Source organism: Amycolatopsis sp. NPDC104819, from assembly GCF_055583145.1.
Genome location: NZ_JBVJON010000007.1, coordinates 495,641 through 519,232, shown reverse-complemented (window position 1 = coordinate 519,232; position 23,592 = coordinate 495,641). Strand labels below are relative to the sequence as shown.

General features: G+C 71.5%; 23 protein-coding genes and 1 pseudogene. 8 read left to right on the top strand and 16 right to left on the bottom strand.

The annotated features are described in order from the left end of the window. Nucleotides 1-3: 3 nt before the first annotated feature. Genes ACZ63E_RS24830 through ACZ63E_RS24810 form a run of 5 tightly spaced genes read right to left on the bottom strand, consistent with a single transcriptional unit; the run spans nt 4 to nt 5,194 of the window. Entirely contained in the window at nt 4-807 is an 804-nt protein-coding gene (locus ACZ63E_RS24830) for a phosphotransferase family protein (RefSeq protein ID WP_465338485.1), read from the bottom strand. A gap of 20 nt (nt 808-827) precedes the next feature. Beyond that, nucleotides 828-2,063 carry a hypothetical protein gene (locus ACZ63E_RS24825; RefSeq protein WP_465338484.1) on the bottom strand — a complete coding sequence of 412 codons (1,236 nt, stop codon included), beginning with the start codon at nt 2,061-2,063 and terminating at the stop codon, nt 828-830. A 22-nt stretch (nt 2,064-2,085) separates the two neighbouring features. Then, nucleotides 2,086-2,649 (bottom strand): hypothetical protein, encoded by a 564-nt coding sequence (locus ACZ63E_RS24820; RefSeq protein WP_465338483.1) that lies wholly within the window; start codon nt 2,647-2,649, stop codon nt 2,086-2,088. Continuing rightward, entirely contained in the window at nt 2,628-2,924 is a 297-nt protein-coding gene (locus tag ACZ63E_RS24815) for a siderophore-interacting protein (RefSeq protein ID WP_465338482.1), read from the bottom strand. The genes ACZ63E_RS24820 and ACZ63E_RS24815 overlap by 22 nt, the downstream gene beginning before the upstream one ends. After that, nucleotides 2,921-5,194, bottom strand: a complete 2,274-nt coding sequence (locus ACZ63E_RS24810) for an ATP-binding cassette domain-containing protein (protein ID WP_465338481.1) — start codon at nt 5,192-5,194, stop codon at nt 2,921-2,923. The genes ACZ63E_RS24815 and ACZ63E_RS24810 overlap by 4 nt, the downstream gene beginning before the upstream one ends. A gap of 76 nt (nt 5,195-5,270) precedes the next feature. Between ACZ63E_RS24810 and ACZ63E_RS24805 the strand changes: the two genes are divergently transcribed. After that, nucleotides 5,271-6,059: a TetR/AcrR family transcriptional regulator C-terminal domain-containing protein gene (locus tag ACZ63E_RS24805; protein ID WP_465338480.1), complete on the top strand. Its 789-nt coding sequence runs from the start codon at nt 5,271-5,273 to the stop codon at nt 6,057-6,059. Here the strand turns inward: ACZ63E_RS24805 and ACZ63E_RS24800 are convergent. The 6 genes and pseudogenes from ACZ63E_RS24800 to ACZ63E_RS24775 all read right to left on the bottom strand — a co-directional run bounded on the left by ACZ63E_RS24800 (nt 6,037) and on the right by ACZ63E_RS24775 (nt 10,697). Beyond that, nucleotides 6,037-6,804 carry an SAM-dependent methyltransferase gene (locus ACZ63E_RS24800; RefSeq protein ID WP_465338590.1) on the bottom strand — a complete coding sequence of 256 codons (768 nt, stop codon included), beginning with the start codon at nt 6,802-6,804 and terminating at the stop codon, nt 6,037-6,039. The two genes, ACZ63E_RS24805 and ACZ63E_RS24800, sit on opposite strands and share 23 nt — an antisense overlap. After that, nucleotides 6,778-6,981 (bottom strand): annotated as a pseudogene (locus ACZ63E_RS24795) (putative acetyltransferase); the annotation flags it as partial. The pseudogene ACZ63E_RS24795 and the gene ACZ63E_RS24800, both read right to left, overlap by 27 nt. Then, nucleotides 6,978-7,208 (bottom strand): glutaredoxin domain-containing protein, encoded by a 231-nt coding sequence (locus tag ACZ63E_RS24790; RefSeq protein ID WP_465311637.1) that lies wholly within the window; start codon nt 7,206-7,208, stop codon nt 6,978-6,980. The gene ACZ63E_RS24790 and the pseudogene ACZ63E_RS24795, both read right to left, overlap by 4 nt. Beyond that, nucleotides 7,205-9,319: a phage holin family protein gene (locus ACZ63E_RS24785; RefSeq protein ID WP_465338479.1), complete on the bottom strand. Its 2,115-nt coding sequence runs from the start codon at nt 9,317-9,319 to the stop codon at nt 7,205-7,207. Before ACZ63E_RS24785 ends, ACZ63E_RS24790 begins: the two co-directional genes overlap by 4 nt. After that, nucleotides 9,316-9,909, bottom strand: coding sequence for a DedA family protein (locus ACZ63E_RS24780; protein ID WP_465311635.1), 594 nt, complete (start codon nt 9,907-9,909; stop codon nt 9,316-9,318). The genes ACZ63E_RS24785 and ACZ63E_RS24780 overlap by 4 nt, the downstream gene beginning before the upstream one ends. Beyond that, on the bottom strand, nt 9,906-10,697 hold the full coding sequence (locus ACZ63E_RS24775) for an MBL fold metallo-hydrolase (protein ID WP_465338478.1): 792 nt from the start codon (nt 10,695-10,697) through the stop codon (nt 9,906-9,908). Before ACZ63E_RS24775 ends, ACZ63E_RS24780 begins: the two co-directional genes overlap by 4 nt. Before the next feature lie 209 nt (nt 10,698-10,906). Here ACZ63E_RS24775 and ACZ63E_RS24770 point away from each other — a divergent pair, with 209 nt between their 5' ends. Further along, nucleotides 10,907-11,194: a transposase gene (locus ACZ63E_RS24770; RefSeq protein ID WP_465338477.1), complete on the top strand. Its 288-nt coding sequence runs from the start codon at nt 10,907-10,909 to the stop codon at nt 11,192-11,194. Next, nucleotides 11,191-12,072: an IS3 family transposase gene (locus tag ACZ63E_RS24765; RefSeq protein ID WP_465338476.1), complete on the top strand. Its 882-nt coding sequence runs from the start codon at nt 11,191-11,193 to the stop codon at nt 12,070-12,072. Before ACZ63E_RS24770 ends, ACZ63E_RS24765 begins: the two co-directional genes overlap by 4 nt. A 111-nt stretch (nt 12,073-12,183) precedes the next feature. Here the strand turns inward: ACZ63E_RS24765 and ACZ63E_RS24760 are convergent, their stop codons facing one another. Further along, nucleotides 12,184-14,352 (bottom strand): terpene synthase family protein, encoded by a 2,169-nt coding sequence (locus tag ACZ63E_RS24760; RefSeq protein ID WP_465338589.1) that lies wholly within the window; start codon nt 14,350-14,352, stop codon nt 12,184-12,186. A 203-nt stretch (nt 14,353-14,555) separates the two neighbouring features. Here ACZ63E_RS24760 and ACZ63E_RS24755 point away from each other — a divergent pair, with 203 nt between their 5' ends. After that, nucleotides 14,556-14,852: a GNAT family N-acetyltransferase gene (locus tag ACZ63E_RS24755; RefSeq protein ID WP_465338475.1), complete on the top strand. Its 297-nt coding sequence runs from the start codon at nt 14,556-14,558 to the stop codon at nt 14,850-14,852. 162 nt (nt 14,853-15,014) lie between these two features. Beyond that, complete coding sequence (locus ACZ63E_RS24750) at nt 15,015-16,031, top strand: S1 family peptidase (RefSeq protein WP_465338474.1); 1,017 nt, start codon at nt 15,015-15,017, stop codon at nt 16,029-16,031. 61 nt (nt 16,032-16,092) lie between these two features. On the opposite strand, the gene ACZ63E_RS24745 is transcribed toward ACZ63E_RS24750, so the two are convergent. Further along, nucleotides 16,093-16,710 (bottom strand): SAM-dependent methyltransferase, encoded by a 618-nt coding sequence (locus ACZ63E_RS24745; protein ID WP_465338473.1) that lies wholly within the window; start codon nt 16,708-16,710, stop codon nt 16,093-16,095. A 75-nt stretch (nt 16,711-16,785) separates the two neighbouring features. Continuing rightward, nucleotides 16,786-18,369: a discoidin domain-containing protein gene (locus tag ACZ63E_RS24740; RefSeq protein ID WP_465338472.1), complete on the bottom strand. Its 1,584-nt coding sequence runs from the start codon at nt 18,367-18,369 to the stop codon at nt 16,786-16,788. Between the two features lie 171 nt (nt 18,370-18,540). On the opposite strand from ACZ63E_RS24740, the gene ACZ63E_RS24735 reads away from it, so the two are divergent. The 3 genes from ACZ63E_RS24735 (at nt 18,541) to ACZ63E_RS24725 (ending at nt 21,405) form a co-directional block, all read left to right on the top strand. Next, nucleotides 18,541-19,272, top strand: coding sequence for an SDR family oxidoreductase (locus ACZ63E_RS24735; protein ID WP_465338471.1), 732 nt, complete (start codon nt 18,541-18,543; stop codon nt 19,270-19,272). A 97-nt stretch (nt 19,273-19,369) separates the two neighbouring features. Further along, nucleotides 19,370-20,578 carry a cytochrome P450 gene (locus ACZ63E_RS24730; RefSeq protein ID WP_465338470.1) on the top strand — a complete coding sequence of 403 codons (1,209 nt, stop codon included), beginning with the start codon at nt 19,370-19,372 and terminating at the stop codon, nt 20,576-20,578. Further along, complete coding sequence (locus ACZ63E_RS24725; RefSeq protein WP_465338469.1) at nt 20,575-21,405, top strand: SCO6745 family protein; 831 nt, start codon at nt 20,575-20,577, stop codon at nt 21,403-21,405. The genes ACZ63E_RS24730 and ACZ63E_RS24725 overlap by 4 nt, the downstream gene beginning before the upstream one ends. A gap of 61 nt (nt 21,406-21,466) precedes the next feature. Here the strand turns inward: ACZ63E_RS24725 and ACZ63E_RS24720 are convergent, their stop codons facing one another. Continuing rightward, nucleotides 21,467-22,291 (bottom strand): hypothetical protein, encoded by an 825-nt coding sequence (locus ACZ63E_RS24720; protein ID WP_465338468.1) that lies wholly within the window; start codon nt 22,289-22,291, stop codon nt 21,467-21,469. 18 nt (nt 22,292-22,309) lie between these two features. Further along, on the bottom strand, nt 22,310-23,470 hold the full coding sequence (locus tag ACZ63E_RS24715; protein WP_465338467.1) for an OmpA family protein: 1,161 nt from the start codon (nt 23,468-23,470) through the stop codon (nt 22,310-22,312). Between the last annotated feature and the right edge of the window lie 122 nt (nt 23,471-23,592).

Genomic DNA, 23,592 nt, shown 5'->3' with positions numbered 1-23,592 from the left:
GGCTCACAGCTGACGGTGCACCGGTCGAGGTCCTCGCTCAACCTCGTGGTGACGAACTGCTTCCGGCCGGCGTCCGCATCCTGCCGGGGTGAACAGCCCTCGGCCGTAACCCTCCAGCAGCGGGGCGTCCAGGGTGCGGAACAACGTCAGGGACACGAACTCCGCCACCGGGTCGCCCCAGAACGCGCGCTCGGCGTCGATGATGCCGGACACGCCCGTGCCGTCGACGAGGATGTTGCCGTCCCACAGGTCGAAGTGCACCAGCACCGGGGTGGTCACCGGCGCCAGGAGCGGCTCGTGCCGGCGGACCAGGTGCGCGATCTCCGCCGCCGGGCGCGGGAGGTCGACGCCGTACCGCGCGGCGTCCGCCAGCACCGCGTCGACCATCCCGGTGAACGCCGCCGGCCACGTCGGCCGCAGCTCGTCCTGCGGGTAGCCGAACCCGTCGCCGGTGACGCCGTGCAGCCCGGCCACGATCCCGCCGAGCTGACGGCGCATCCGCGCGTGGTCGGCGACTTCCGTGCCGTGCCAGGGTCTTCCCGGCAGCTCGGTCATCAGCAGGAACCCCGGCCCGGCCCCGACCACCGACGGCAGCGGCCCCGGGACCCGGCGGTAGTACTCCGCCTCCGTCGCCAGCAGGTCGTGTTCGTACGCCAGCCCGGGCGACGACGGCGCGATCTTGAGCACCAGCCGCCGGCCGTCCGCCAGTGCCAAGCGGACGGCCGTGTTGTAGGTGCCGCCGCCGATCCGCTCGGCGGACACCACCGAGGCCGGGTCGACGCCCGATGCCGCCAGTTCCTCGTGCACCGGCCGAGTCTGGCACGCGCTCAGCGTTTGCCGGTCGAGCCCGCCCAGATCCCGTCGCCCGTGTAGGCCGCCGAGTAGCCGAGCAACGCCGCCAGGCCTTCCGACAGCCCGCCGCACGACGCGACGCCGTTGGTGTTCGTCGCCGCCGAACACAGGGTGCGGCCGCCGGCCGTGAACGTCAGCGTGCGGCCGGGCACCGGACGGCCGTACCGCGTGTCCGTCAGGGTCGCGCTCACCGCCGGGGAGCCCAGGCGGGCCGGCGCCACCACGACCGACGTCGGGTCCGGGGTCGTCGAGAACACCGACGCCGATGCGCGGAGCCCCGTGGTCCCGATCGTCGCCGGGGCGAACAAGTACTGCGCCGCCGAGTCGGGGCCGGCCGGCGCCGGGCAGCCGGCTCCGGTCGTCGCGACGTCGATCGTCGGATCCGTCCGGTAGCGCCCCGGCGCCGCGCCGACCGCGCGCGGCCAGCAGACGAACTGGATCGACTGGGGCGGGGTCGGCGGCGGGGTGATCCGGGCCGGGCCGGTGCCGGTCAGGCCGTAGGACAGGCTCGGTCCGGCGGTGTTGTCGGCCAGCGCCACGCTGTCCACACCGGACACCGTCAGCTCGCGCGTTTCCGAAGCGGTGAACGGGTTGTACGCGTGGGTCTGCAGCACCGGGCCGTCGTCGGCGCCCGCCGCGGTGTCCCACAGGTACTGGACCTGGAAGGTGTCCGCGGTCTCGCCGGTGACCGTGGTGGTCACCTCGACGCTCGAGTCGGCGACGGTGCTCCCGTGCACCACGACGTCCTGGTCGACCTGGAAGGACTTGCCGTCACCGGGGTCGTCCTCGGTGTAGTGCGACCAGTGGGTGCGAATCCCGGTCGTGCCGAGCGGCGTCTGCGTCAGGTACAGCACGCCGTCGAGCGCGACCTCGGTCGCGGTGGTCAGGTACTGGCCCTGCACGTAGTCGACCCCGGAGGTCAGGTCGCGCACGGTCATGAACGACGTGCCGGGCACACCGCCGCCGAACAGCACGTCCCGGCCCGCGCCCGCCGGGTGGTCCGGCCCGGTCTGCACGGTGAGCGAGCCGACGCCCAGGCCTTGCGCCTGCTGGACGGAGACGCGGAAGACGCCGTTGCCGAAGGTGGCGGCCGCGGCCGCCGCGCGGAAGCCCGGCTTGCCCGGCGGGGGCGCCGCGGCCGCCGGGAGCGCGCCGGCCAGCAGCAGGGCCGACGCGGCGCCGGCCGCCCACAGCAGTCTGGTGCGGTTCATCAGATCCTCCACAATGGACGGTTCAGAAGGTGAGGGCGTCGGCGTAGACGAGCCGCGCGCCGCCCTGGTTCGGCAGCTCGGACTCGGTCAGCACCAGGCGGAACGGGCGGCTGCCGCGCGCCGCGGGCAAGGTCACCGTGCCGGTCCAGCCGGTGTTCGTGGCCGTCAGGACGACCGCGGAGCCGCTGTCCTGCCAGGCGACGTTCCCGCTCAGCGCCGGGTCGGCCACCTGCAGCCGCGCGCTCAGCCCGGCCGCGGACCCCGTCACCGGCGCGTACGTCGGGCCGGTGACGGTCAGCCGCACCGACGTCGGCGAGGTGAACACCGCCGTCGCGATCCGGTCGGGGGACAGCTGCGCGAACTGGGCCTGCACCGCCGCGGACAGCTCGACGTCGGGCACCGACACCGGCTGGTAGCGGGCCAGCGCCAGCCGCACGAACGGCGTGTACGGCGAAGGCTGCGGAGCCGCGAAAGTGATGTCGCAGAACCAAAGCTTGCGCTCGGCGTCGTAAACGACGTCGTGCGGCGCGACGGCGACCGTCGAGGTGGCGCCCTCGACCAGTTTCAGGTCCGCCCGCGGGTGCACCGCCAGCGGGAAGTCCCCGCTCTGCGGCGGCCGGTGTAGCTGCGCATCACCGGGCGCTCGTCCTCCGGGATCGCGAGGAACGCCTGGTACCAGCGCATGACGTCGTTGTCGGCGGCGGACGGCAGCCGCACCGGGCGGCCCGGCGGCGGGACCAGGAGCTTGAGCTGCTGGTCCGGCCACGACTCCCACTCCTCGGCACCGGAGAAGGTGATCCGCACGGTCCGCGGGGTCGGCCGCCGCACCGCCACCACTTCGAGCAGGCCGGTCGGGTTCACGGCTTCCCCAGGTATTCACGCAGGTGGCGGGCGGTGAGCGTGGACGCGTTCTCGACGAGCGCGGCCGGTGTCCCTTCGAACACCACGCGGCCGCCGTCGTGGCCGGCGCCGGGGCCGAGGTCGATCAGCCAGTCGGCGTGGGCCATCACGGCCTGGTGGTGCTCGATGACGATCACCGTGTTGCCCGCGTCGACGATCCGGTCGAGCAGCGCCAGCAGCTGGTCGACGTCGGCGAGGTGCAGCCCGGTCGTCGGCTCGTCGAGGATGTAGGTCGAGCCCTTCTCGGCCATCCGGATCGCCAGCTTGAGCCGCTGCCGCTCACCGCCCGACAGCGTGGTCAGTGGCTGCCCGAGCGTCAGGTAGCCGAGGCCGACGTCACCGAGCCGGTCGAGCACCGTGCGCGCCGAGCCCGACGGGAAGAACTCGCGCGCCTCGGCCACGGACATCGCCAGCACCTCGCTGATGTTCTTGCCCCGCAACTGGAACAGCAGCACCTTGGGCGTGAACCGCTTGCCCTCGCACTCTTCGCAGACCGACGCGACCCCGGCCATCATCGCCAGGTCGGTGTAGATCACGCCGAGGCCCTTGCAGTGCGGGCAGGCACCCTCGGAGTTGGCGCTGAACAGGCTCGCCTTGACGCCGTTGGCCTTGGCGAACGCCGTCCGGATCGGGTCGAGCAGGCCGGTGTAGGTCGCCGGGTTGGACCGCCGGGAGCCGCGGATCGCCGACTGGTCGACCACGACGACGTCGTCCCGGCCCGCCAGCGAGCCGTGGATCAGCGACGACTTCCCGGAACCCGCCACGCCGGTGACCACGGTCAGCAGGCCGAGCGGGACGTCCACGCTGACGTCACGCAGGTTGTGCAGCTTCGCGCCGGTGATCTTCACCTGTCCGGTGGGCGTGCGTACTCGGGAGCGCAGCGTGACGCGGTGGTCGAAGTGGCGGCCGGTGAGCGTGCCGGACGCGCGCAGGCCGTCGACGCTCCCGGTGTAGCAGAGCCGCCCGCCGTCGGTGCCCGCGCCGGGGCCGAGGTCGACGACGTGGTCGGCGATCCGGATGGTCTCCGGCTTGTGCTCGACGACCAGGATCGTGTTCCCCTTGTCCCGCAGGCAAAGGAGCAGGTTGTTCATCCGCTCGATGTCGTGCGGGTGCAGCCCGACGGTCGGCTCGTCGAAGACGTACGTGACGTCGGTGAGGCTGGATCCCAGGTGCCGCACCATCTTCACGCGCTGCGCCTCGCCGCCCGAGAGCGTCGCGGACTCGCGGTCGAGGGAGAGGTAGCCGAGGCCGATCTCGACCAGCGAGTCGAGCGTGTCACGCAGGTTGCCCAGCAGCGGCCGGATCGACGGCGCGTCGAGGCTCCGGACGAACTCGGCCAGGTCGCTGATCTGCAGGGCGGCGCAGTCGGCGATGTTCTTGCCGTCGATCTTGGCCGACAGCGCGGCCCGGTTCAGCCGGGCGCCGCCGCACTCGTCACACGTCTTGAAGGTCGCGGCCTTCTCGATGAACGCGCGCAGCCGCGGCTGCAGCGACTCGGTGTCCTTCTGCAGGTAGAGCCGCCGGACCTTCACCGCGAGGCCCTCGTAGGTGATGTTCGTCTTGCCGACCTTCACCTTGCACGGGCCCTTGTGCAGCAGGTCGTCCAGCTGCTGCGGCGTGAAGTCGCGGATCGGGGTGTCCGGGTCGAAGAAGCCGCACGAGAGGTAGGTCTGCACGTACCAGTTGTCCGGGGTGAAGCCGGGGACCTGGATCGCGCCGTCGTGCAGCGAGCGGTCGAAGTCGAGCAGGGCGTGGACGTCGAGGTCCGACACCCGGCCAAGGCCCTCGCACGCCGGGCACATGCCCTCGGGCAGGTTGAAGCTGAACGCGCCGGACGTGCCGACGTGCGGTTCGCCGAGCCGCGAGAAGGCGATCCGCAGCATCGCGTAGGCGTCGGTCGCGGTGCCGACCGTGGAGCGCGAGTTGGCGCCCATCCGTTCCTGGTCGACGACGATGGCCGCGCTGAGGTTCTCCAGCAGGTCGACGTCCGGCCGCGACAGGCTGGGCATGAACGACTGGAGGAACGCGCTGTAGGTCTCGTTGATCAGCCGCTGGGACTCGGCCGCGATGGTGCCGAAGACCAGGGACGACTTGCCGGAGCCGGACACGCCCGTGAACACCGTGAGCCGGCGTTTCGGGATGTCCAGGTCGACGCCGGTCAGGTTGTTCTCCCGGGCCCCCCGGACCTCGATCACGTCGTGGGTGTCGGCGGCCCGCCTGGGTGAGGTCATGCTGTCCTTCTTGATACTTTAGGCTGTAAAGTGATTCTCGATCGTACAATACTTTAGGGTGTAAGGAGTCGGCAAGGTGGTCGTCTTCGCGGGTCAGGGCGACGCCCGCCGGTCCATGGAGCTGCTGTGGGGGCCGCGCGTGGTCGCGCCGCGCACCGGCCCGGGGCCTAAACCGGGCCTGTCCGTCGAGGCGATCGTCGCGGCCGCGATCGACATCGCCGACGCCGAGGGCATGCCGGCGCTGTCGATGCGCACGGTCGGCGAGCGGCTCGGCCGCACGGCGATGGCGCTCTACACGTACGTGCCGGGCAAGACCGAGCTGGTCGACCTCATGTACGACCGGACGCTGGGGGAGCTGCCGACGTCGTACCCGGTGACCTCGGGGTGGCGCGTCGCCGCGCTGGCGCTGGCGGACGAGCTGTGGGACCTGCACCTGCGCCACCCCTGGCTGCTGCAGGTCTCCCCGGCGCGCCCGGTGCTCGGGCCGGGGGAGTTCCACGTGCAGGAGACACTGCTGTCGGTCCTCGCCGCGACCGGGCTGCCCCTGTCCCGCGTCCGCTGGGTGGTGTCGGCGCTGTTCAACGTCGTCCGCGGCTCGGTCCAGACCGCGGCGGAGTCCCGGCAGGCCGCGCGGGAGACCGGACAGTCCGAAGAGGACTGGTGGTCCGCGCGCTCGGCGCTGCTCGGCGAGCTCGTCCCGGACCTGACGGCCCGCTTCCCGACGGTGGCGCGGATGAGCGCGCCGGTCGAGGCTTCGGACGAGCCCTACCTGGAGCGGGAGGCCCGGCTGTCGTTCGAAGCGGGCCTGGAGCTGCTGCTGGACGGCGTCGAGACGGCGATCGTCAAGGCTTCCGGGCCTCGATGAGGAACCGCGCCGTGTGCGCGACGAACGGGCCGTCGCGCTCGATCTTCTCGTGCAGCTCCCGCAGCTTGTCGAGATACTGCGCCACGGTGAACCCCGGCACCATCCAGATCACCTTGCGCAGGAAGTAGACCACCGCGCCGATGTCGGAGAACTCGGTGCGCAGCGACTCCGACCGCAGGTCGGCCACCTCGAGGCCGGCTTCTTCGGCGTTCTTCACCGCGTCGTCGGGATGACGGCCGTTGCGGACCTCCGGCGGCTGCGGGCCGAGGAAGAACTCGACCAGCTCGAACACGCTCGCCGGGCCGACCTGCTGGGAGAAGTAGCTTCCGCCGGACCGCAGGACCCGCGCTATCCCGGTCCAGTCCGTGGTGACGGGGTGGCGGCTGGACACCAGGTCGAAAACGTTGTCGCCGAAGGGAATGCCGTCGGTGGCCACGACGACGACTCCGCGCGGCCGCAGCCGGGCCGACGCCTTGGCGACGTTCGGCGGCCACGACTCCGTGGCCGCCATCAGCGGCGGCAGGGACGGGCAGCCGTCGAGCACCTCGCCGCCGCCGGTCTCCAGGTCGAGCGCCGCGTGGACCCGCCCGAGGCGTTCACCGAGCAGGCGCTGGTAACCCCAGGAAGGCCGGGCTTCGGTCGCGCGGCCGTCGAGCCAGGAGAAGTCCCAGCCGTCGACGGACACCGCGTCGGCCTCGGCCACCAGCTCGTCGAACTTCGACTTCCGCCGGGGTGGCGGTGGCACCGGCTTGGCCAGGGTGACGGCGTCGAACGCCACCACCACCGGGCCACGCCGGGTCTCCACCGTGCACGTCGTTTCGTCGCGGGCCACCAGGTCGCCGAGCGCGTCGGTGAACCCGCCCTCGATCCGGTGGCGCACCACGACCCGCGTGCCGAGCGGCAGCTCTCGCAGCAGTTTCACAGCCGCTCGCTCAGCTCCGCGTCGGACGGCTCGACCAGGAAGCTGCCGTCCTCCCAGACGATCGTCGGGATCTTGCGCGCGCCGTCCTGCAGCTCCCGCACCCGGCGCTCGGCGGCCGCGTCCGCCTCGACGTCCACATAGGAGTATTCGACGCCTTCGCGGTCGAGCAGCGCGCGGCTGCGCTTCACGTCCGGGCACCAGCTCGCGCCGTAGACCGTCAGCTTCACGAAACGACCTCCGAGATCGGGGTTTCCACGGGGGTGGGCTCGGGCTGGCCCAGGTAGGTCAGCCAGCCGCGGAACACACGATGCAGCGCCTCCGCGCCGACGACGTCACCGGGCAGGGCGAGCCCGCGCGGGTGCACGACAAAACCGTGCTGCTGCGGGCCGCCGAGACCGCCGTGCGAGCCGACGTGCGTCTCGAACGGCGACGCCTGGTCCGAGTCCGGGTCGTACCGGCTGTTGATCATGACGTCCGCGCAGTGCGGGTAGGTGTCGACCCGCCGGACGAGGTCCGCGGCGTGCGGGCCGTACGGCGGCAGCGGGTCTTCGCCGATGACCACGCCGGTCGCGAGCCGGTGCAGCCCGTCGCGGCCCAGCACCACCGGTCCGAACTCGCGGCTGCGCACCAGCAGGAACCCGACACCGGGGTGGTCCACCAGCGACGGCAGCAGGTCGGGGTGCTCCCGCTCGATCGTCTCGAGCTCGACGCGGCCCTCGTGCTCGGTGAACGAGATCATCGCGGTGTGGCCGGACACGACCACCACCACACCCGGCGCCACCCGGGTGACCGCGCCCGGCGAGCCGGACGTCGTGCGCGGCCGGTCTTCGGCGCACTCCGCGTCCTCCACCCGGGCCCGCAGCCGGCGCGCGATCAGGCCGCCGCCCTTGGTCGCCTCCGCCAGCGCGGCGTTGATCTGCCAGCTCTCGGCCTGCCGCCGCTTCCCGGCGGACGGCGACGGCTCGCCGCCGCACAGCCGTCCGACGTACGCCTCGATCGTCTCGCCGAACCGCTCCGAAAACGCCTGCCCCTGTGTCTGGCCGTGGTCCGACAGCGCCACGACGTGGTAGCGGCGCGGCGCGAGCCGGCTCGCCCGGTGCAGCCGCGCGATCTGCTGGTCGATCGAGCGCAGCACGGCGAGCGTGTCGAAGCGTTCGATGCCGGAGTGGTGCGCGACCTCGTCGTAGCCGAGGAAGTCCGCGTACACGACCGGCCGCCCGGCCAGCATGTCGCCGAGGATCGCCGACACGACGACGTCCCGCGCGATCACCGTGGTGCCCGGCCGGGCCAGCGGGTACAAGCCGCCGCGCGGGATCCGCGGCACAACACCGGCCCGGCGCTGGCGGACCGACGCGCTGATTTCGCGGAAGACGTCGGCGAGCGCGACGATGAACGTCCGCAGCGCGTTGATCGGGTTCGCGAAGTAGGCGTAGTAGCCCGCGCCGAGCCGGTCGCGCTGACGGTGGCGCAGGCCTTTCGGCACGAGGACCGGGATCGAGCTCATGGTGAGGCTGACGTGGTCGGCGTCGCCGGAGAAGAGGTTGCCGCGGCTCGCGCCGTCCCCGGAGAGCAGGCCGCGGCCGTCGGAGTGCCGCCGTTCGATCTCGGCCGCGTCGGCCGGGTGGGCGCACGCCATCACGTGGTCGCGGTCCTTTTCGTACCAGCGGAAGCCGAGGATGTCGTGGTTGGAGCCGTGCAGGATGCCGCAGACGCTCGCGCCGGTCTGGGAGCTCCAGTCGGTGTGCCAGCGCGAGAGCGTGTGGCTGTCTTCGGCGAGCCAGGCGGCGAAGGTCGGCATGTCGCCGTCGCGGATCGCGCGGCGGACGGTGTCGTACCCGAGGCCGTCGATCTGCAGGAACAGCACCCCGGGCGGCTGGTCGGCCTCACCGGGCGCGGCGGCGTGCCGGCGGCGCCTTCGGTTCGCGCGGCGGAAGAAGATCTCGTCCTCGTCGATCGCGAGCAGGCTGGAGATCAGCGCGCCGACCCCGGCCATCGCCACGGTGACGATCACCGCGGTCCGGATGTCCGCGATCTCGACCCCCGGCACGGTCCGGAACACCGCGAGCGTCCCGGCGCCCAGCAGCAGGAACCCGAAGAGGCCGAAGGTGAAGAACGCCAGCGGGTAGGCGATCCGCATGACCAGCGGCCAGACGACCCCGGCGAGCAGGCCGAGCAGCAGCGCGCAGACGGTCGGCTGCCACCAGTGGGTCATCCGGAAGCCGGAGAGCAGCACGTCGAGCAGGCGCAGCGCGCCGGTCACGGCGGCCCACACCAGCAGGACGCGGGCGACGACCCGGCCGCCCCGCAGCAGCCGGCCCTTCGGGGCGGACGCCGTCACACTCGCTCTCCCGTCTTCTCCTTGGCCTTGCGCCGCCACCGCGCGATCAGGTTCAGCAGGACGGTGACGAGCAGGACCAGGACCGTCGCCAGCACCGTCGCGATGACCGGTGAGTCGAAGATGCCCCCGCTGACGATGCCGAGCAAGGAGTAGGCGACCGCCCAGAGCACACACGCGATGAGCGAGGTGGGCAGCAGGCGTCGCCACGGGTAGCTCAGGGCGGCGGCGGCGAGCAGCACCGGGATCCGGCCGGCCGGGACGAGCCGGCCGACCACGACGATCTGCCAGCCGCGCCGGGTGAACTGGTCGCGGGCCTTCTCGAGCCGTTCGGCGGGCTGGCGCCGGCTGATCCAGCGGAAGGCGGCTTCGCTGCCCAGGCGCGGGATCCCGAACGTCACGACGTCGCCGACGTACGCGCCGAGCGTGGCGAGGACGATCACCAGCGGCAGGGACAGGTGGTCGGTGGTGGTGGCGACGGCGGCCGCGGCGCCGACGACCGCGCCGGTGGGCACGATCGGGATGATCGAGCCGAGCAGCACCCCGCCGAACAGGGCCGGATACCCGATGGCGGCCGGGTCGGTCCAGTTCACGGGCGGTCCGTGGGAGCGGGGAGGACGACGTCGGCGCCGGGTTCGGTGAACAGCACTTCGGTGGCTCCTCCGGCGGCTTGCACTTCGGCGGCGAACACGCGTGGCGGGTCGGCGAGTAGCCGCCGCATCTTGGCGGTCCGCCGCAACCCGGGCACGGCGAGCGTGCCCCAGTGCACGGGAACGGCGGCCCGGGCCTGGAGCACGGCGGCGGCCCGAGCGGCCCGGGCGGGGTTCAGGTGCCCGGGCCCCAGGTTCGGCCCCCAGCCCCAGACGGGCAATAGCGCGACGTCGACCGGGCCGAGCTCGGCCATCCCGTCGAAGAGGTCGGTGTCGCCGGCGTTGTAGATCTTGGTGCTCCCGGTCTGGATCAGGTGCCCGATGGCGGGACTCTGCGGACCGTGGGTGAGCCGCGGCCCCCACCGGTGCCCGGAGTGGACGGCCTCGGTGGCGGTGACCTCAAGCGCGCCTTCGCTGAGGGTTTCCCCGGGCGCGATCTCCTCGACGTTGCCGAAGCCCTTTTTGGCGAGCCAGCCCCCGGCCCCGCGCGGGACGACGATCCGGGTGTCCGTGCCCAGCAGCCGCAGCGACGGCAGATGCAGGTGGTCACCGTGCAGGTGGGAGAGCAGGACGAGGTCAACCCCGGCATAGCTCTCCGCCGCCGGGACGGGAACAACCCGGCTCAGCCCGCCGACGCGCGCGGTGAGCACGGGATCGGTCAGCACAACCCGGCCACTGAGCTCGAGCCGGACGGTCGAATGGCCGAGGAAACGCAGGTTGAAGCCGCTCACGCTGTCGAGTATCGCCTCCTACCCGCCCCCATGCCCGGCGGAGTGGCACGAGCAACGCTGCCCAGTGACCCGCGGCCGCGTGATCAGAGAGCCGACTCGCGTGATTAGGAAGCCGACACGCGTGATTGGGAGGTCGACACGGCTCTGGGGTTGCTCCCTGGGGCCGGACACCTTGATTCCAGACAGTGGTCTGGAGGGAGGATGTCCTGGTGTCTCGCAGGTCGAAATATCCGGAGCAGTTCCGTCGTGACGCGGTCGAGCTGGTCAACTCGAGTGACCGTCCACTACGGCAGATCGCCCGCGAACTCGGGGTCAACCACGAGACCCTGCGCTCGTGGGTGAACACCGCCACTCAGGCCGCCGACGCCGGGCCGGTGGCAGATCCAGCGGTGACCGATGAGGTGACGCGGCTACGGAAGCAGGTCGCTGAGCTGCAGAAAGAGAAGGAGATCCTGCGCAAAGCAGCCGCCTATTTTGCGCGCGAGATGGATCGATGACCTACCGCTACCGATTCATCTCCGAACACCGCACCACCTACAGCGTCCAGCGGCTATGCCGAGTCCTCGGGCTGCGCCGGCAAGGCTTCCACGAATGGGCCGCCTCCGAAGCCACCCGGACCGCACGAGCGGAGGCCGAGGCCGAGCTGGCCAGGGTGATAGCCGGGATCCACGCCGAGCATCGTGGCGCCTACGGAGTCCCGCGGATCACCGCGGAGCTGCACCGCCGCGGCCACGCGGTGAACCACAAGCGGGTCGAGCGGCTGATGCGCGAGCACGGCCTGGCCGGGATCACCCGCCGCAAACGCCGGACGTTGACCCGGCCTGCGGCCGGCCCGACCGCGCCGGTGGGTGATCTGATCCGCCGTGACTTCACCGCCACCGCCCCGGGCCTGCGCATGGTCGGGGATATCACCTGCCTGCCCACCTTCGACGGCTGGCTCTACCTGGCCACCGTCATCGACCTGCACACCCGGGAGGTCGTCGGGCATGCGATGGCCGACCATATGCGCACCAGCCTGGTCTGTGACGCGATCGACGTCGCCGCCGCCCGCGGTCTCATCGAGCCGGATGCGGTGTTTCACTCCGACCGCGGTGTTCAGTACACCTCGGGCCAGTTCCGGACCGCGCTCGCCGAGCACAAGATCCGCCCGTCGGTGGGGCGGGTCGGGTCCTGCTATGACAACGCCGTGGCTGAAGCGTTTTTCGCGACGTTGAAGACCGAGATCGGCACCACCATCTGGCAGACCCGGGCCCAGGCCCGCCAGGACGTGTTCGGCTATCTGCGCTACTACAACCACCACCGGCTGCACTCCACCGTCGGCCAGAACACCCCGGCCGACACCCGCATCAACTACGCTCAAGTCTCTGCTGCCTAACAACCCCGTGTCCGCCTCACCGGGGCAACTCCACTCCGCTGCCTGCCGCAAGCCGTGTTGACCCTCCAATCACGCGAGTCGCCCCCTCAAACACGCGTGTTGACCCTTCGGTCACACAGACGCCGCCGGGAGCAGGGACGAGATCCGCAGTGAGGACGTCCCGATCCCCGTCGGCCCGCCGAACCCGGCCCCGCCGACCGGGTGGTACCTCAGCTCCGTCTCCGTGTAGCGGCCCACGTTCTCGTGCCAGTACAGAATCCCCGACATCCAGCTGCGGAACTCCTCGACGTACGCCAGCAGCGTCTCCTGCACCTCCGGCGCCACGTCGTAGTCGCGGAAGAGCGCCGGCAGCTCGATCGACGCCGCGTGGCGGAACTCCGCCAGGCGGGCCGACATCAGGTCCGTCACCACTTCGAACGCGCGCTCCTCCGAACAGTCCAGGAAGTTCCGGACCACCAGGACGCCGTTGTTGAGCTCGCCCTCGAACTGGATCTCCTTCTGGTACGAGAACACGTCGTTGAGCAGGCACGCGTAGTCCGTCGCCGAGTGCTCGATCGCCTGGACCGGCCGCGTCCGGTACAGCTCGGGCGGGACCGTGCGGCCGTGGGACAGCCGGGACAGGCTCATCGTGAGGTCCGAGCCGAACGTCCGGCGCCGCATCTCGACGTAGTCGATCGGGTCGGCGATCCGGTTCTCCGCCTGGTTCTTCAGCTCCCACAGCCAGCTCGACGTCATCGTGTCGACCGACCGCCGCAGCGCCGACCGGGCCGCCGGATCCAGCTCCGCCGTCGTCCGCGCCCAGATGTCGGCCAGCCCGGCTTCCAGCTGGGTCGACGGCGTGGCCGTGCCCGCCATGATCCCCGACAGCCGCAGGTTGCACGCCTTCGCCGCCGCCAGGTCGCGGGTCGCGCCGAACATCAGCGGGTAGTAGTCGTCGGCGTAGGTGCCCCAGGTCAGCCAGTCGCTGGTGACGTCGAGCTCGTCGGCCGTCGCGTCCGGGTGGATGCCGGCCGCGCACAGCGGCAGGTCCGCCGCGCGCAGCTTCCGCTCGTCCCACACGACTCCGTCGAGCAGCCCGGTCCGCCGCGCCCAGTCGACGTTGCGGACCCGGCACGCGTCCAGGTGCGGGTTCAGCCGCAGCGGGAACGGCGCCTTTAGCGTCGGCCGCGGCGGCGAAACCACCCGGAACGGCGTGTGCCCGTACGCGCGCAGCCGTTGCGGCGCGGTGGCGAGCACCGAGGTGAAGATGCGCGCCGCGGACGTCCCGATGCCGGACGCGCCACCCGGCTCCGGGCCGCCGCGGCCGGCCAGTGCCCCCTCGTTCATGTAGCGGCTCGAGCGCAGGTGCCACTCGTGCCCGCCGGACTGCCAGTCCTGCAGGCCCTTGACGTAGGCGAACGTCGCCGCGCGCGCCGCCAGGTTGACGCCGTGCTCGTCGAACAGCCCCGGCACCTCGGTGAGCGCGGTGTGCTCGAACTGGTGCAGCCGCGAGGTGATCAGGCTGTTGACGGCGTCCGCCGCTTCCTGCGTGGCCAGCCCGAGGAACTTCTCGAACACGAGCACGCCGTTGGACAGCTCGCCCTCGTCCTGCACCTCACGTTGGTAGGAGAACAGGTCGTTGCGCAGGTGGACGCTGTCGGCGAAACAGTCGCGCAGGACCTCCATCGGCCTCGACGCGGCGATCTCGTCCGGCACCTCGGCGTGCACCGAGTGCTCGACCAGGTTCGCCGACCACGGCGCGCCGCCGACCTTCCGCCGCATCTCGACGTACTCGATCGGGTTGGCCAGCCGGCCTTCGTTGATGTTGGCGAGCTCCCACAGCGATTCTTCGAGCAGCGCCTTCGTGCTCTCGACGAACCGCCGCCGCCAGCCGTCGGTGCGGTGCGGGATCGTGCGGTTCCACAGGTCGGTCAGGCCGCGCTCGACCGGATTCTCCGGTGCCGCGGTGATCTCGCCTTCGGCGGGCATGAACAGGTCGATCCGGTCGAGGTACGTGCGCGCGCTCTCGATGTCGCCGGTGCGCTTGTACAGCTCGAGGAAGTGGTCGTCGAAGTAGAAGACCCAGACGTACCAGTCGGTGATCAGGTCGAGCTCGTCGGCGCCGGCGTCCGGGTGCGTGTAGGCGCAGAGCAGCGCGTAGTCGTGGGAGTCGAGGTCGTGCTCGGTCCAGATCACCTTGCCGTGCTGCGGGACGTCGATCATGTCGAACTCGCGCGCCCACGCCTTGCTGTGCGCGCGGGCGCCTTCGAGATGCGGGTTCAGCCGGGCGGGGTACGGCATGTAGAACTCGGGGAGGACGAACGGCTGCTGAGGCACCCCGTGAGGCAACCAAACCGCGCTGGTGTCCGCCAAGAGGAACAACGGCGATGCACACGAACGGGCCGACGGCGTCCCCCGGCCGGCCCAGCGGGGTGCACGGGCCGGTCAGCACCCGGCCGTCCGCCGTCGCACGATGGGGGACGACCCCGACCGAGGAGAACCCGATGACCGACCGGACCCGAGTGGCCGACAACCCCGACGAGAGCCGCTACGACCTCTGGGTGGGCGAGAAGCTGGCGGGCTCCGCCTACTACGACCTCCGTGGGGATCTCACGGTGTTCACCCACACGGAGATCGACGACGCGTTCGGCGGGCAGGGGCTCGGCAAGGTCCTGGCCGCCGCCGCGCTGGACGACGTCGTCGCGCGGGGCCGGACGATCGTGCCGGTCTGCCCCTTCATCGCCGGATATCTGAAGAAGAACCCGGGCTACGAGGACCACGTTCGCTGGCCGAAGGGGTGAGTGTTACGCCGAAGGGTGCAGCGTCACGAGGCCGTTCGGGTCTGACTTGAGAGGTATGTCCGGATCTGCTGGTTATTAACCAACCTTAGTCGGTGGTGCGTTGGTTGCCCGGCAACGAAAGTGACCGGCGCAGGCTTCGAACCGGCAAACTGGAGGAAGTTGATGACTCCCCGGAAGACCGCCCTCAAGACCTTCGCCGTCTTGTCGGCCGCCGCCCTCACGAGCGGCGTGTGCGCTTCGGCCGCCACTGCGTCCCCACTGGCCTTCTCCGAAATGCAGGCCAACGCCGTCAGCAACGCCACGCAGGTGGCGAGCACCCTCGGCGCCACCTCCGGTGGCATCTACCTGGAGAACGGCAAGGCCGTCGTCACCGTGACCGACGACGCGTCCGCGCAGAAGGTGCAGGCCGCCGGCCTGACCGCGAAGAAGGTCAAGCACACCTTCGCCGCGCTCACCGGCGTCAAGAACCAGCTGGACGCGGTCAAGAACGTCCCGCAGACCGCGTGGGGCATCGACACCAAGACCAACCAGGTCGTGGTGAAGGTCTACGACGCGGCCAGCAAGGAGACCGCCGACAAGGTGAACGCGGCCGCCGCGAAGTACGGCGACAGCGTCCGCGTCGAGCACCGCACCGGCAAACTGGAACTGCACATCGCCGACGGCGACGCGATCCAGAACGACCAGGGCCGCTGCTCGCTCGGCTTCAACGTGACGCGCGGCGGCGAGCCGTTCCTGCTCACCGCGGGCCACTGCACCAACCTCGGCGGCACCTGGGCCGGCGGCGACGTCTCCGGCGCGCAGGTCGTCGAGAGCGACTGCCCCGATGCCGACTCCGGCCTGCTGACCCGCCCGAACGGCTCCGGCCCCGGCGAGATCAACACCGGCCAGGCGATCACCAGCGCCGCGGAGCCGACTGTCGGCGAGCAGATGCAGAAGCAGGGCTCGACCACCGGTGGCGGCAGCGGCGAGATCACCTCGGTCGACGAGTCGGTCAACTTCGACGTCGGCGTCCTGAACCACGAGTTCGGCACCACCGCGCACACCGACCACGGTGACTCGGGCGGCCCGGCTTACGACGGTTCGAAGGGCCTCGGCACGCTGTCCGGCGGCGACACCGTGACCAGCTACTTCTACCCGCTCACCCTCGAGCTGCAGGCCTACGGCCTCGAGCTCGCCTGATAAAAGCCCGCAGGGCCCCTTCACACGCGTCGAGGGCGCGTGAAGGGGCCCTGCTTCCATTTCAGAGCCGCTTCGCGCGGTAGACGGCGTCGGTGTGGTGACCCTCTCCGCGCGTCTCGCACGTCTCGACGAGCCACTCCCAGGCGTCGCCGAGGTAGCTCGTGATCTCCTCCGGCTCGAAGAACAGCTCGATCGGCGGCGTCTGGCCGTCGAACTCGCGCATGGCCTTCGGCGAGTGCCCGACGACCAGCAGCGAACCGCCCGGCCGGATCGCCGCCGCGGCCGCGGTGAAGACGTCGCGGCGCAGGTCCGGCGGCAGGTGCATGTACTGCGCGGAGATCAGGTCGTACTGCTCCTCCGGCCGCCACTCCAGGATGTTCTTGTGGAGCCAGCGGACGGTCACGCCGGCTTCTTTCGCAGCCTCTTCGGCGCGGGCGAGCGCGATGGTCGAGATGTCGGCGCCGTCGACCGTCCAGCCGTGCTTCGCAAGCCAGATCGCGTCGCCGCCTTCGCCGCTGCCCAGGTCGAGGGCGTGCCCGGGGGTCAGTCCCTCGACCTCGGCGCGCAGGTTCGCGTTGACGTTCCCGCTCCAGATCCGGTGCTCGTCGCGCTGGTACATCGCTTCCCAGAAGTCCTGCTTGAGCATGTCTTCGACGATCATGGGGCCCTCGTGCGGCATGGTTCCTCCTCGGTGACGTCCCCAGCATGCGGAGAACGTCACCGAGGAGGCAAATCGTGTTGCCGATCCGGCAACTCAGGCCGTGCCGTACACCTGCATCTCGTACAGCGAGTAGCCGTACGACGTCCCGCGCGTGACGCCGTTCATCCGCACGTAGCGGCCGGTGCCGGCCAGGCCGGTGAGGTCGTCGGTGGCGCCGTTGCCCGTCGTGGTGGTGTAGATCGTCGTCCAGTTCGTGCTGTCGGCCGACGTCTGGATGGTGTAACCCTTGCCGTAAGCGGCTTCCCAGGACAGCTTGACGTGCGAAACCGTCTTCGTGGCGCCGAGGTCGACGCGCAGCCACTCGCTCGCGGAACCTTCCTTCGAAGCCCAGCGGGTGCTCGTCAGGTTGCCGTCGAAGGCCGCGCTCGCCGGGTAGGACGACGACTCGGTCGACGACGCCGTCGCCGTTTTGCCCTGGGAGAGCAGGGTTTCCTGGCCGCCGCCCCCGCCGGTGACCGTGACGCCGAGCGAAGCGGTCTTCGTCCCGCCGGTGACGGTGATCGTCGCCGATCCCGGGCTCGCGGTCGCGGCGGCGGCGACCGTGACGGTCGAGGTGCCACCGGCCGGCACCGACGTCGGCGAGAAGGACACGGTGACACCCGCGGGCGCGCCGCTCGCGGACAGCTGGACGGCGTCCGTGCTGGTGACGGTGGCCGTCGCCGACGCACCCGGCGCGACCGAAACCGCCGACGGCGTCACGCTGAAGCTGCTCGGGGCGCCGGCCGCGGTGAACGTCCAGCGCGCCTGGGTTCCGGAGCAGCTGCCCGCGGTGAGCGTCGTGCCCGAGGCGCGGAAGCACTTCTTGCTCGTCTGGATGTCCGAAATGGTGCCGTCGGGGTTGATCGACCACTGCTGGGCGGGCCCGCCGGTGCAGGTCTGCAGCACGATCGAGCTGCCGGAGATGCCCGCGCACTTGTCGTTGATCACCAGGAACGCGCCGTGGAAGGTGAACCGCTGGGCGTCGCTTTCGGCGCACGCGGCCACTTTCAGCGTCGTCCCGCTGCTCGGGGCTTCGAGACAGGTGCCGGTGGAGTTGTTCTTGTATTGGCCGACGGTCGTGTTCGGCTGCGCGCCACCCCAGCATTCACCGGTGCTGGTGTTGAAGATCGGCGTCGCGTCGTAGGGCTCGCTCGACGGCGGGTCGACGACCACCGGCTCCATGACCGGCGTGTTGTCCGCGTTGTAGTGCGTGAGCGCGTCTTCGCAGTCGATCGCGTCGAAGGCGCTGCCGCCCTTGCCGCCGAGCCAGAGGTCGATGTGGCGCAGGCCGGGGCCGCCGTTCGGGCCCTGGCTGTTCCAGTCGTCGGAACACTCGTCGCAGCCGTCCTCCATGATGAAGTACTTCTTCACCCGCGGCACCCAGACCTTGGTGCCCGGCTTGAGCTCGTCACTGCTGGTGGCGAAGGTGATCGGGTCGGCGTAGCTGCCCTTGCCGCCCGCGGTGTCGTGGATCTGCGGGTAGGCGATGTCGCCGCCGGGCGGGGTGTTGTCCCACCAGCCGTAGAAGGTGAGGAAGGTCGGCTGCGTGGTGGCCGCGCTCGCCGGGCCGGCGCCGAAGAGCGCCGAGGTCAGAGCGAGGAACAGGGTCACGACGAGCACGAGCGCGCGCCGGGTCATGCTGCCTCCGGGAGGGGGTGGGGCGGACGGTGGACGCGGCGTGCGTCCAGGTTCGCCGCGCGGGGGCCCGCCGTCAAGACTTGTTCGTAAAGTTTCCTAACTAACCCGGCTGGTGTTCCGGTCGCCGGGAAACCCGTGCGGGGGAGCGCTTTCCTCGGTGAAGATGGCGTCATGAGCGAACAGCGGGAAATCGTGGTCACCGGGGGCGGCACCGGCATCGGGCTGGCGATCGCCGCCCGGTTCGCGGCGGCGGGCGAGCGGGTGACCGTCACCGGGCGGCGCAAGGACGTGCTCGAAGCCGCGGCGGAGAAGATCGGCGCGCGGGCGGTGGCCTTCGACGCGAGCGACCCGGCGGCGGTGCGGGGGGCGCTGGCGGAGCTGCCCGCGCGGGTGGACGTGCTGGTCAACAACGCCGGCGGCAACACCGACCGGGTCCGGGAGGCCCCGGCGCCGGGCGACCTCGCCGGGCTGGCGGACGCGTGGCGCGCGAACTTCGAAGCCAACGTCGTCTCCGCCGTTCTCGTGACTACTGCCCTGAAGCCGCGCTTCGCGGACAACGTGCGGGTTGTGACTCTCGGTTCCATCGCGGCGAAGCAGGGCTCAGGCTCCTACGGCGCGGCGAAAGCGGCGATCGAGGCGTGGAACACCGACCTCGCGCGGCAGCTCGGCCCGGCCGGGGGCAGCGCCAACGTCGTGGCGCCCGGCGTCACCCTCGACACGGAGTTCTTCCACGGCACGGTCACCCAGGAGTGGGTCGACGCGCGGGTCGCCGTCGCGTTCGACCAGCGCGCCGGGCAACCGGAAGAAGTCGCGGAAACCGTGCAGTTCCTGGCATCGCCGGGAGCCGGGCACATCACCGGTCAGGTCGTGCACGTGAACGGCGGAGCGTACGGCGCCCGCTAGGCCATCCGGGTCGGAAGTGGGTCGAACGTCCCACGACGGCCCCGGTTCTCTCCATGGTGGAAGTGTCCAGACCACCGGCAGAGAGGTGTGATCCGCCGTGACGGCGACATCCGAAACCCCGGCCCTCCCGACGACGCGACCGGCCGGATGCCCGTTCGACCCGCCCGAGAACTACGCCGCGCTGCGGGAAGCCGCGCCGACGTCGCAGGTGCGCTGCCCGGCCGGCATGGACGCCTGGCTGGTGACGCGCTACAGCGACGTCCGCGCGGTGCTCGCCGACCGCACGATGAGCTCGCGCGGCGCGTCTTCGGTGCACGTGAACCCGAACGCCGACCTCGACGAGGAGGTCAGCCCGGGCTCGATCATCCAGCTCGACGGCAAGGAGCACTCGCGCATCCGCAAGATGGTGATCGCGGAGTTCACCGTGCGGCGCGTCGAGGCGATGCGCGAGTACGTCCAGGAGCTGGTGGAGAGCCACCTGGACACGATGCTCGCCCGGCCCGGCGAAGCCGATCTCGTGCGGGACTTCGCGTTGCCGATCCCGTCGCTGGTGATCTGCGAGCTGCTCGGCGTCCCGTACGCGGACCGCTCGCGGTTCCAGCGGCAGAGCGGGTTCCTCGTCAGCACCGACGCCACGCCCGAGGAGGGGAAACAGGCCTACGACGAGCTTTCCGGGTTCCTGGCGGAGCTGTTCACCGAGAAGCAGCGGAACCCGCAGGACGACCTGTTCAGCCGGCTGATCTCACGCGGTGAGGCGTCCGGCGACCCGCTCACGATGGAGGAGCTGGTGGTGCTCGGCCTCAGCCTCCTGGTGGCCGGCCACGAGACGACGGCCAACATGATCGCGTTGAGCACGTTGGTTCTGCTGGAACACCCGTCGCAGCGCGACGTCGTGCTGGCGGCGCCGGAGCGGGCGGTCGAGGAGCTGCTGCGGTACCTGTCGGTGGTCCAGTTCGGCGTGCTGCGCTACGCGACTTCCGACGTCCAGGTGGGTTCGCGGTCGGTCAAGGCGGGGGAGTGGCTGGTCGCGGCGCTCAACTCGGCGAACCGGGACGAGGAGCTGTTCCCGGGAGCGGACAAGCTCGACTTCCACCGCGAATCGCCGCGCACGCACGTGGCGTTCGGCTTCGGCGCGCACCAGTGCATCGGCCAGCAGCTGGCGCGCGTCGAGCTGCAGGAGGCGTTGACGCGGCTGTTCCGCCGGGTGCCGGACCTGCGGCTGGCGGTGCCGCGGGAGTCGTTGGCGTACAAGCACAACACGCTGGTCTACGGGGTGCGAGAGCTGCCGGTAGCCTGGGGTTCGTGACAGCGCGAGAGCTCTGGGCGGCGGTGGAGCCGCTGCACGCGGCGGTCTACTTCGCACCCGAAACGGCGGCAGCGGCGAAGGAAGCGGGCCTGCGCGGGTACTGGATGGGGTACTTCGCGGGCCGCCTGGCCCCGCTGGGCCCGATCGGTCCGGCGCTGGCGACGTCAGTGCTGTTCGGCTTCGCCCCGGCGATGGTGGCCCGCGCCCTGCCGGACGCATGGTCGTTCGCCGCGCCGGAGCAGGTTCTCCGGTCCCGGCTCGACGCGGTGGAAGCCGCGCTGAGCCGGGCCGTGGGACCGGACCACGAGGAGCTGGCCGGCCTGCTCGAGCGAGCGGTTTCGGCGTGCCGCTTCGACGGCCGCCCGCTGGCGGCAGCGTGGGCGTCGGTCCCGAAGCCGTCAAGCGCCCTGGGCCGCATCTGGCTGGCGGCAACGATCCTGCGCGAGCATCGAGGCGACGGCCACGTTCTGTCGGCGGTCCACGCGGGCCTGACGGGCCTGGAGACAACGCTCACCCACATCGGCGACGGAGTGATCACCCGGGCGGACGTCCAGCCGCACCGAGGGTGGTCGGATCTCGCGTGGGACGCGGCGATCGCGGGATTGCGCGGCCGCGGGCTTTTGGACGCCGAGGGACTTCTGACGCCTTTGGGCGCGGCGTTGCGCCGCCGCGTCGAGGAGGACACGGACCGCTTGGCGGCGGCGCCGGTCGAGGAGCTGGGCGAGGATTTGGCGCGGACGCTGGAGCTGGCGGTCCCGCTGAGCCGGACGGTGATCGACTCGGGCTTGGTCCCGGTGCCGAACCCGATGGGCGTTCCGCGCCCGTGACGTCACCCGGGCCGGCGGGCAGCCCCAGCCCGCCGGCCCGGGTCCCCGGGCTCCCCCGAGGTCACTCGTCCCCGCCGCGGCGGCGCAGCAGGTCGTACTGGCAGCTCAGCTCGTGCGCCTGGTCCTCGTACTCGCGTCTCGCCGCGAGGAAGGGCCGCACGCAGTCGCTGTAGTGGCGCAGGTCGTCCTGCTCGAGCGAGCCGTCGCGGAACGCCGTCCAGAACACCAGCGTCGCCGAAACGACCATGACCAGCGCGACCAGCACCGCCATCAGCACGGCCAGGTCGTTCATCCCCGACAGCACACCCTCGGTGTAGACGCGCACGAACATCACCACGCCCATCAGCCCGACCAGCAGCCCGACCGTGACCAGGCTCAGCTTCGAGCCGACCGACAGCTTCGGCCAGTCCAGCTGCCGCTTGGCGTTCTTGTGCTGGCGCTGGTTGTGGCCGAGGTGGTGCAACGCCGTCGCCGCGCCGCCGGTCGCCAGCACCGAGATGACGATGCTGATCGCCAGCGGCAGCCCGAGCGGGTCGCTCCAGTCGACGTTGAACACCGAACTGGCCAGCCACAGCATGATCGGCAGGTCGACGACGGTCACCGTGAGCAGCGTCAGCACCCGGGTCACCCGACCGACGCGCCGGTGGCGCAGGCTCCCGCGCATCTGCTCGAGCCCGATGAGCCGGTCGATCAGGTCGGCGCGGGCCTGCGCCTCGCCGACGGTCAGGTTCTGGCCGTGCGGGCCGACGACGTGGCCGTCCATCGCGCGGGCGGCGCGGTAGGTCAGCTCCTGGATCCGGGCCTGCAGCAGGTCGCCCGCCGGGGTCTCCGCGCGGCGCCGCGGCTGCGGCAGGGGGAGGTTTCGGGTTTCGTCGATGCTGGTCATGACTGCCTCCTGGTCTGGCTACGAGCTCGGGCCGGGGCCCTGGTACGTGATCTCCACCCGCCTCATCCGGGCCGCCGCCGCTTCGTCGAACCGCCCGCCGGTCATCGCGGTGACCCCGGGCTGCGTCCCGGTGCCGGTGGCGTCGACCCGCTGGGTCACCCCGGCCCCGGTGAGCGCGCCGGCGACGGCACGCGCTCGCTGTTCCGCCAGTTCCCGCCGCCCCGCGTCGGTCGACCCCGGTGGATCGGCCGCGAAGCCGCGGACGGTGACCGGCGCGTTGCCGCGACCGGCCGTGATGCTGCCCGCGAGCGACCGGAGGAGGTCGCGGGCCGATTCGGACAGCACCGCGGAGTCCCCGGCGAAGCCGAGCGCGGCGTCCGAAACCGTGGTGGTGACCTCGCCCCGCGGGCCGGTCACCGACGTCACCCCGGGCACCGGCACGACCGGCGTCGCCACGGTGGCCCGCGACGGCTCGGCCGGGACCCGGCTCTGGTCGACGTCGCACGACGCGGCCCCGGCCGCCCGGCAGATCGCCTGCCAGTACGCGGCCAGCCGGTCGCGAGCCGGCGCAGGCAGCGGCGGCTGCACGCCGGCCACCGAACCGAGCCCGGCGAAGAGCACCCGCCAGCCGGTCAGCCGCGGCACCTGCCCGGCGGCGGCCAGCTGCGCGGCGACGGCGGCGGGGTCGGCCGTCCAGCCGACCTGACGCAGGTCGAACGCGCCCCCGGTGCTGAGCCCGCTGCTGTCGACCACGAGCGTCCCGGCGGGCAGCCCGCGGACGGCGTCGGTGACGCCGGCGAGCAGGTCGAGCCCGCTCTTGCCGGCGGCGGTGGCGCCGATGGCGTCGACGGCACCGGCGACGTTCCGCTCGATCAGCGACGGCCGGGAGAGCCCGTGTTCCAGCGAGCCGTCGGCCCGCCGCGGCGTGAGCACGACCGACCGCCGGTCCCCGCCGTCCGCGGCCGACACCAGCACGACGCTGCTCTTGCCCGAGCCCTGCTGGGAGACGTTCCCGCTGTTCGCGGCGTCGCGGAGCACGGTGAGGACGGCATCGGTGACGGCCGGCCGAGGCTCGTTCGCCGTCCCGCTGACAACCACGACGACCCGGTCGCCCCCGCTGGGGGTCACGGCCCGCGCCGGCAGCGCGCACCCGCTGACGACGGCACTGAAAACGATCATCCCGGCAAATGACACCCGAGTGGCACGCTTGGTGGACGCTGTCGCGTTCCGCAGGTCCAGACGGGTCTTACCGGACCGGGCTCTCCGTGCCGGCTGGGTGTTCTGAGGCTGCATGACGACCT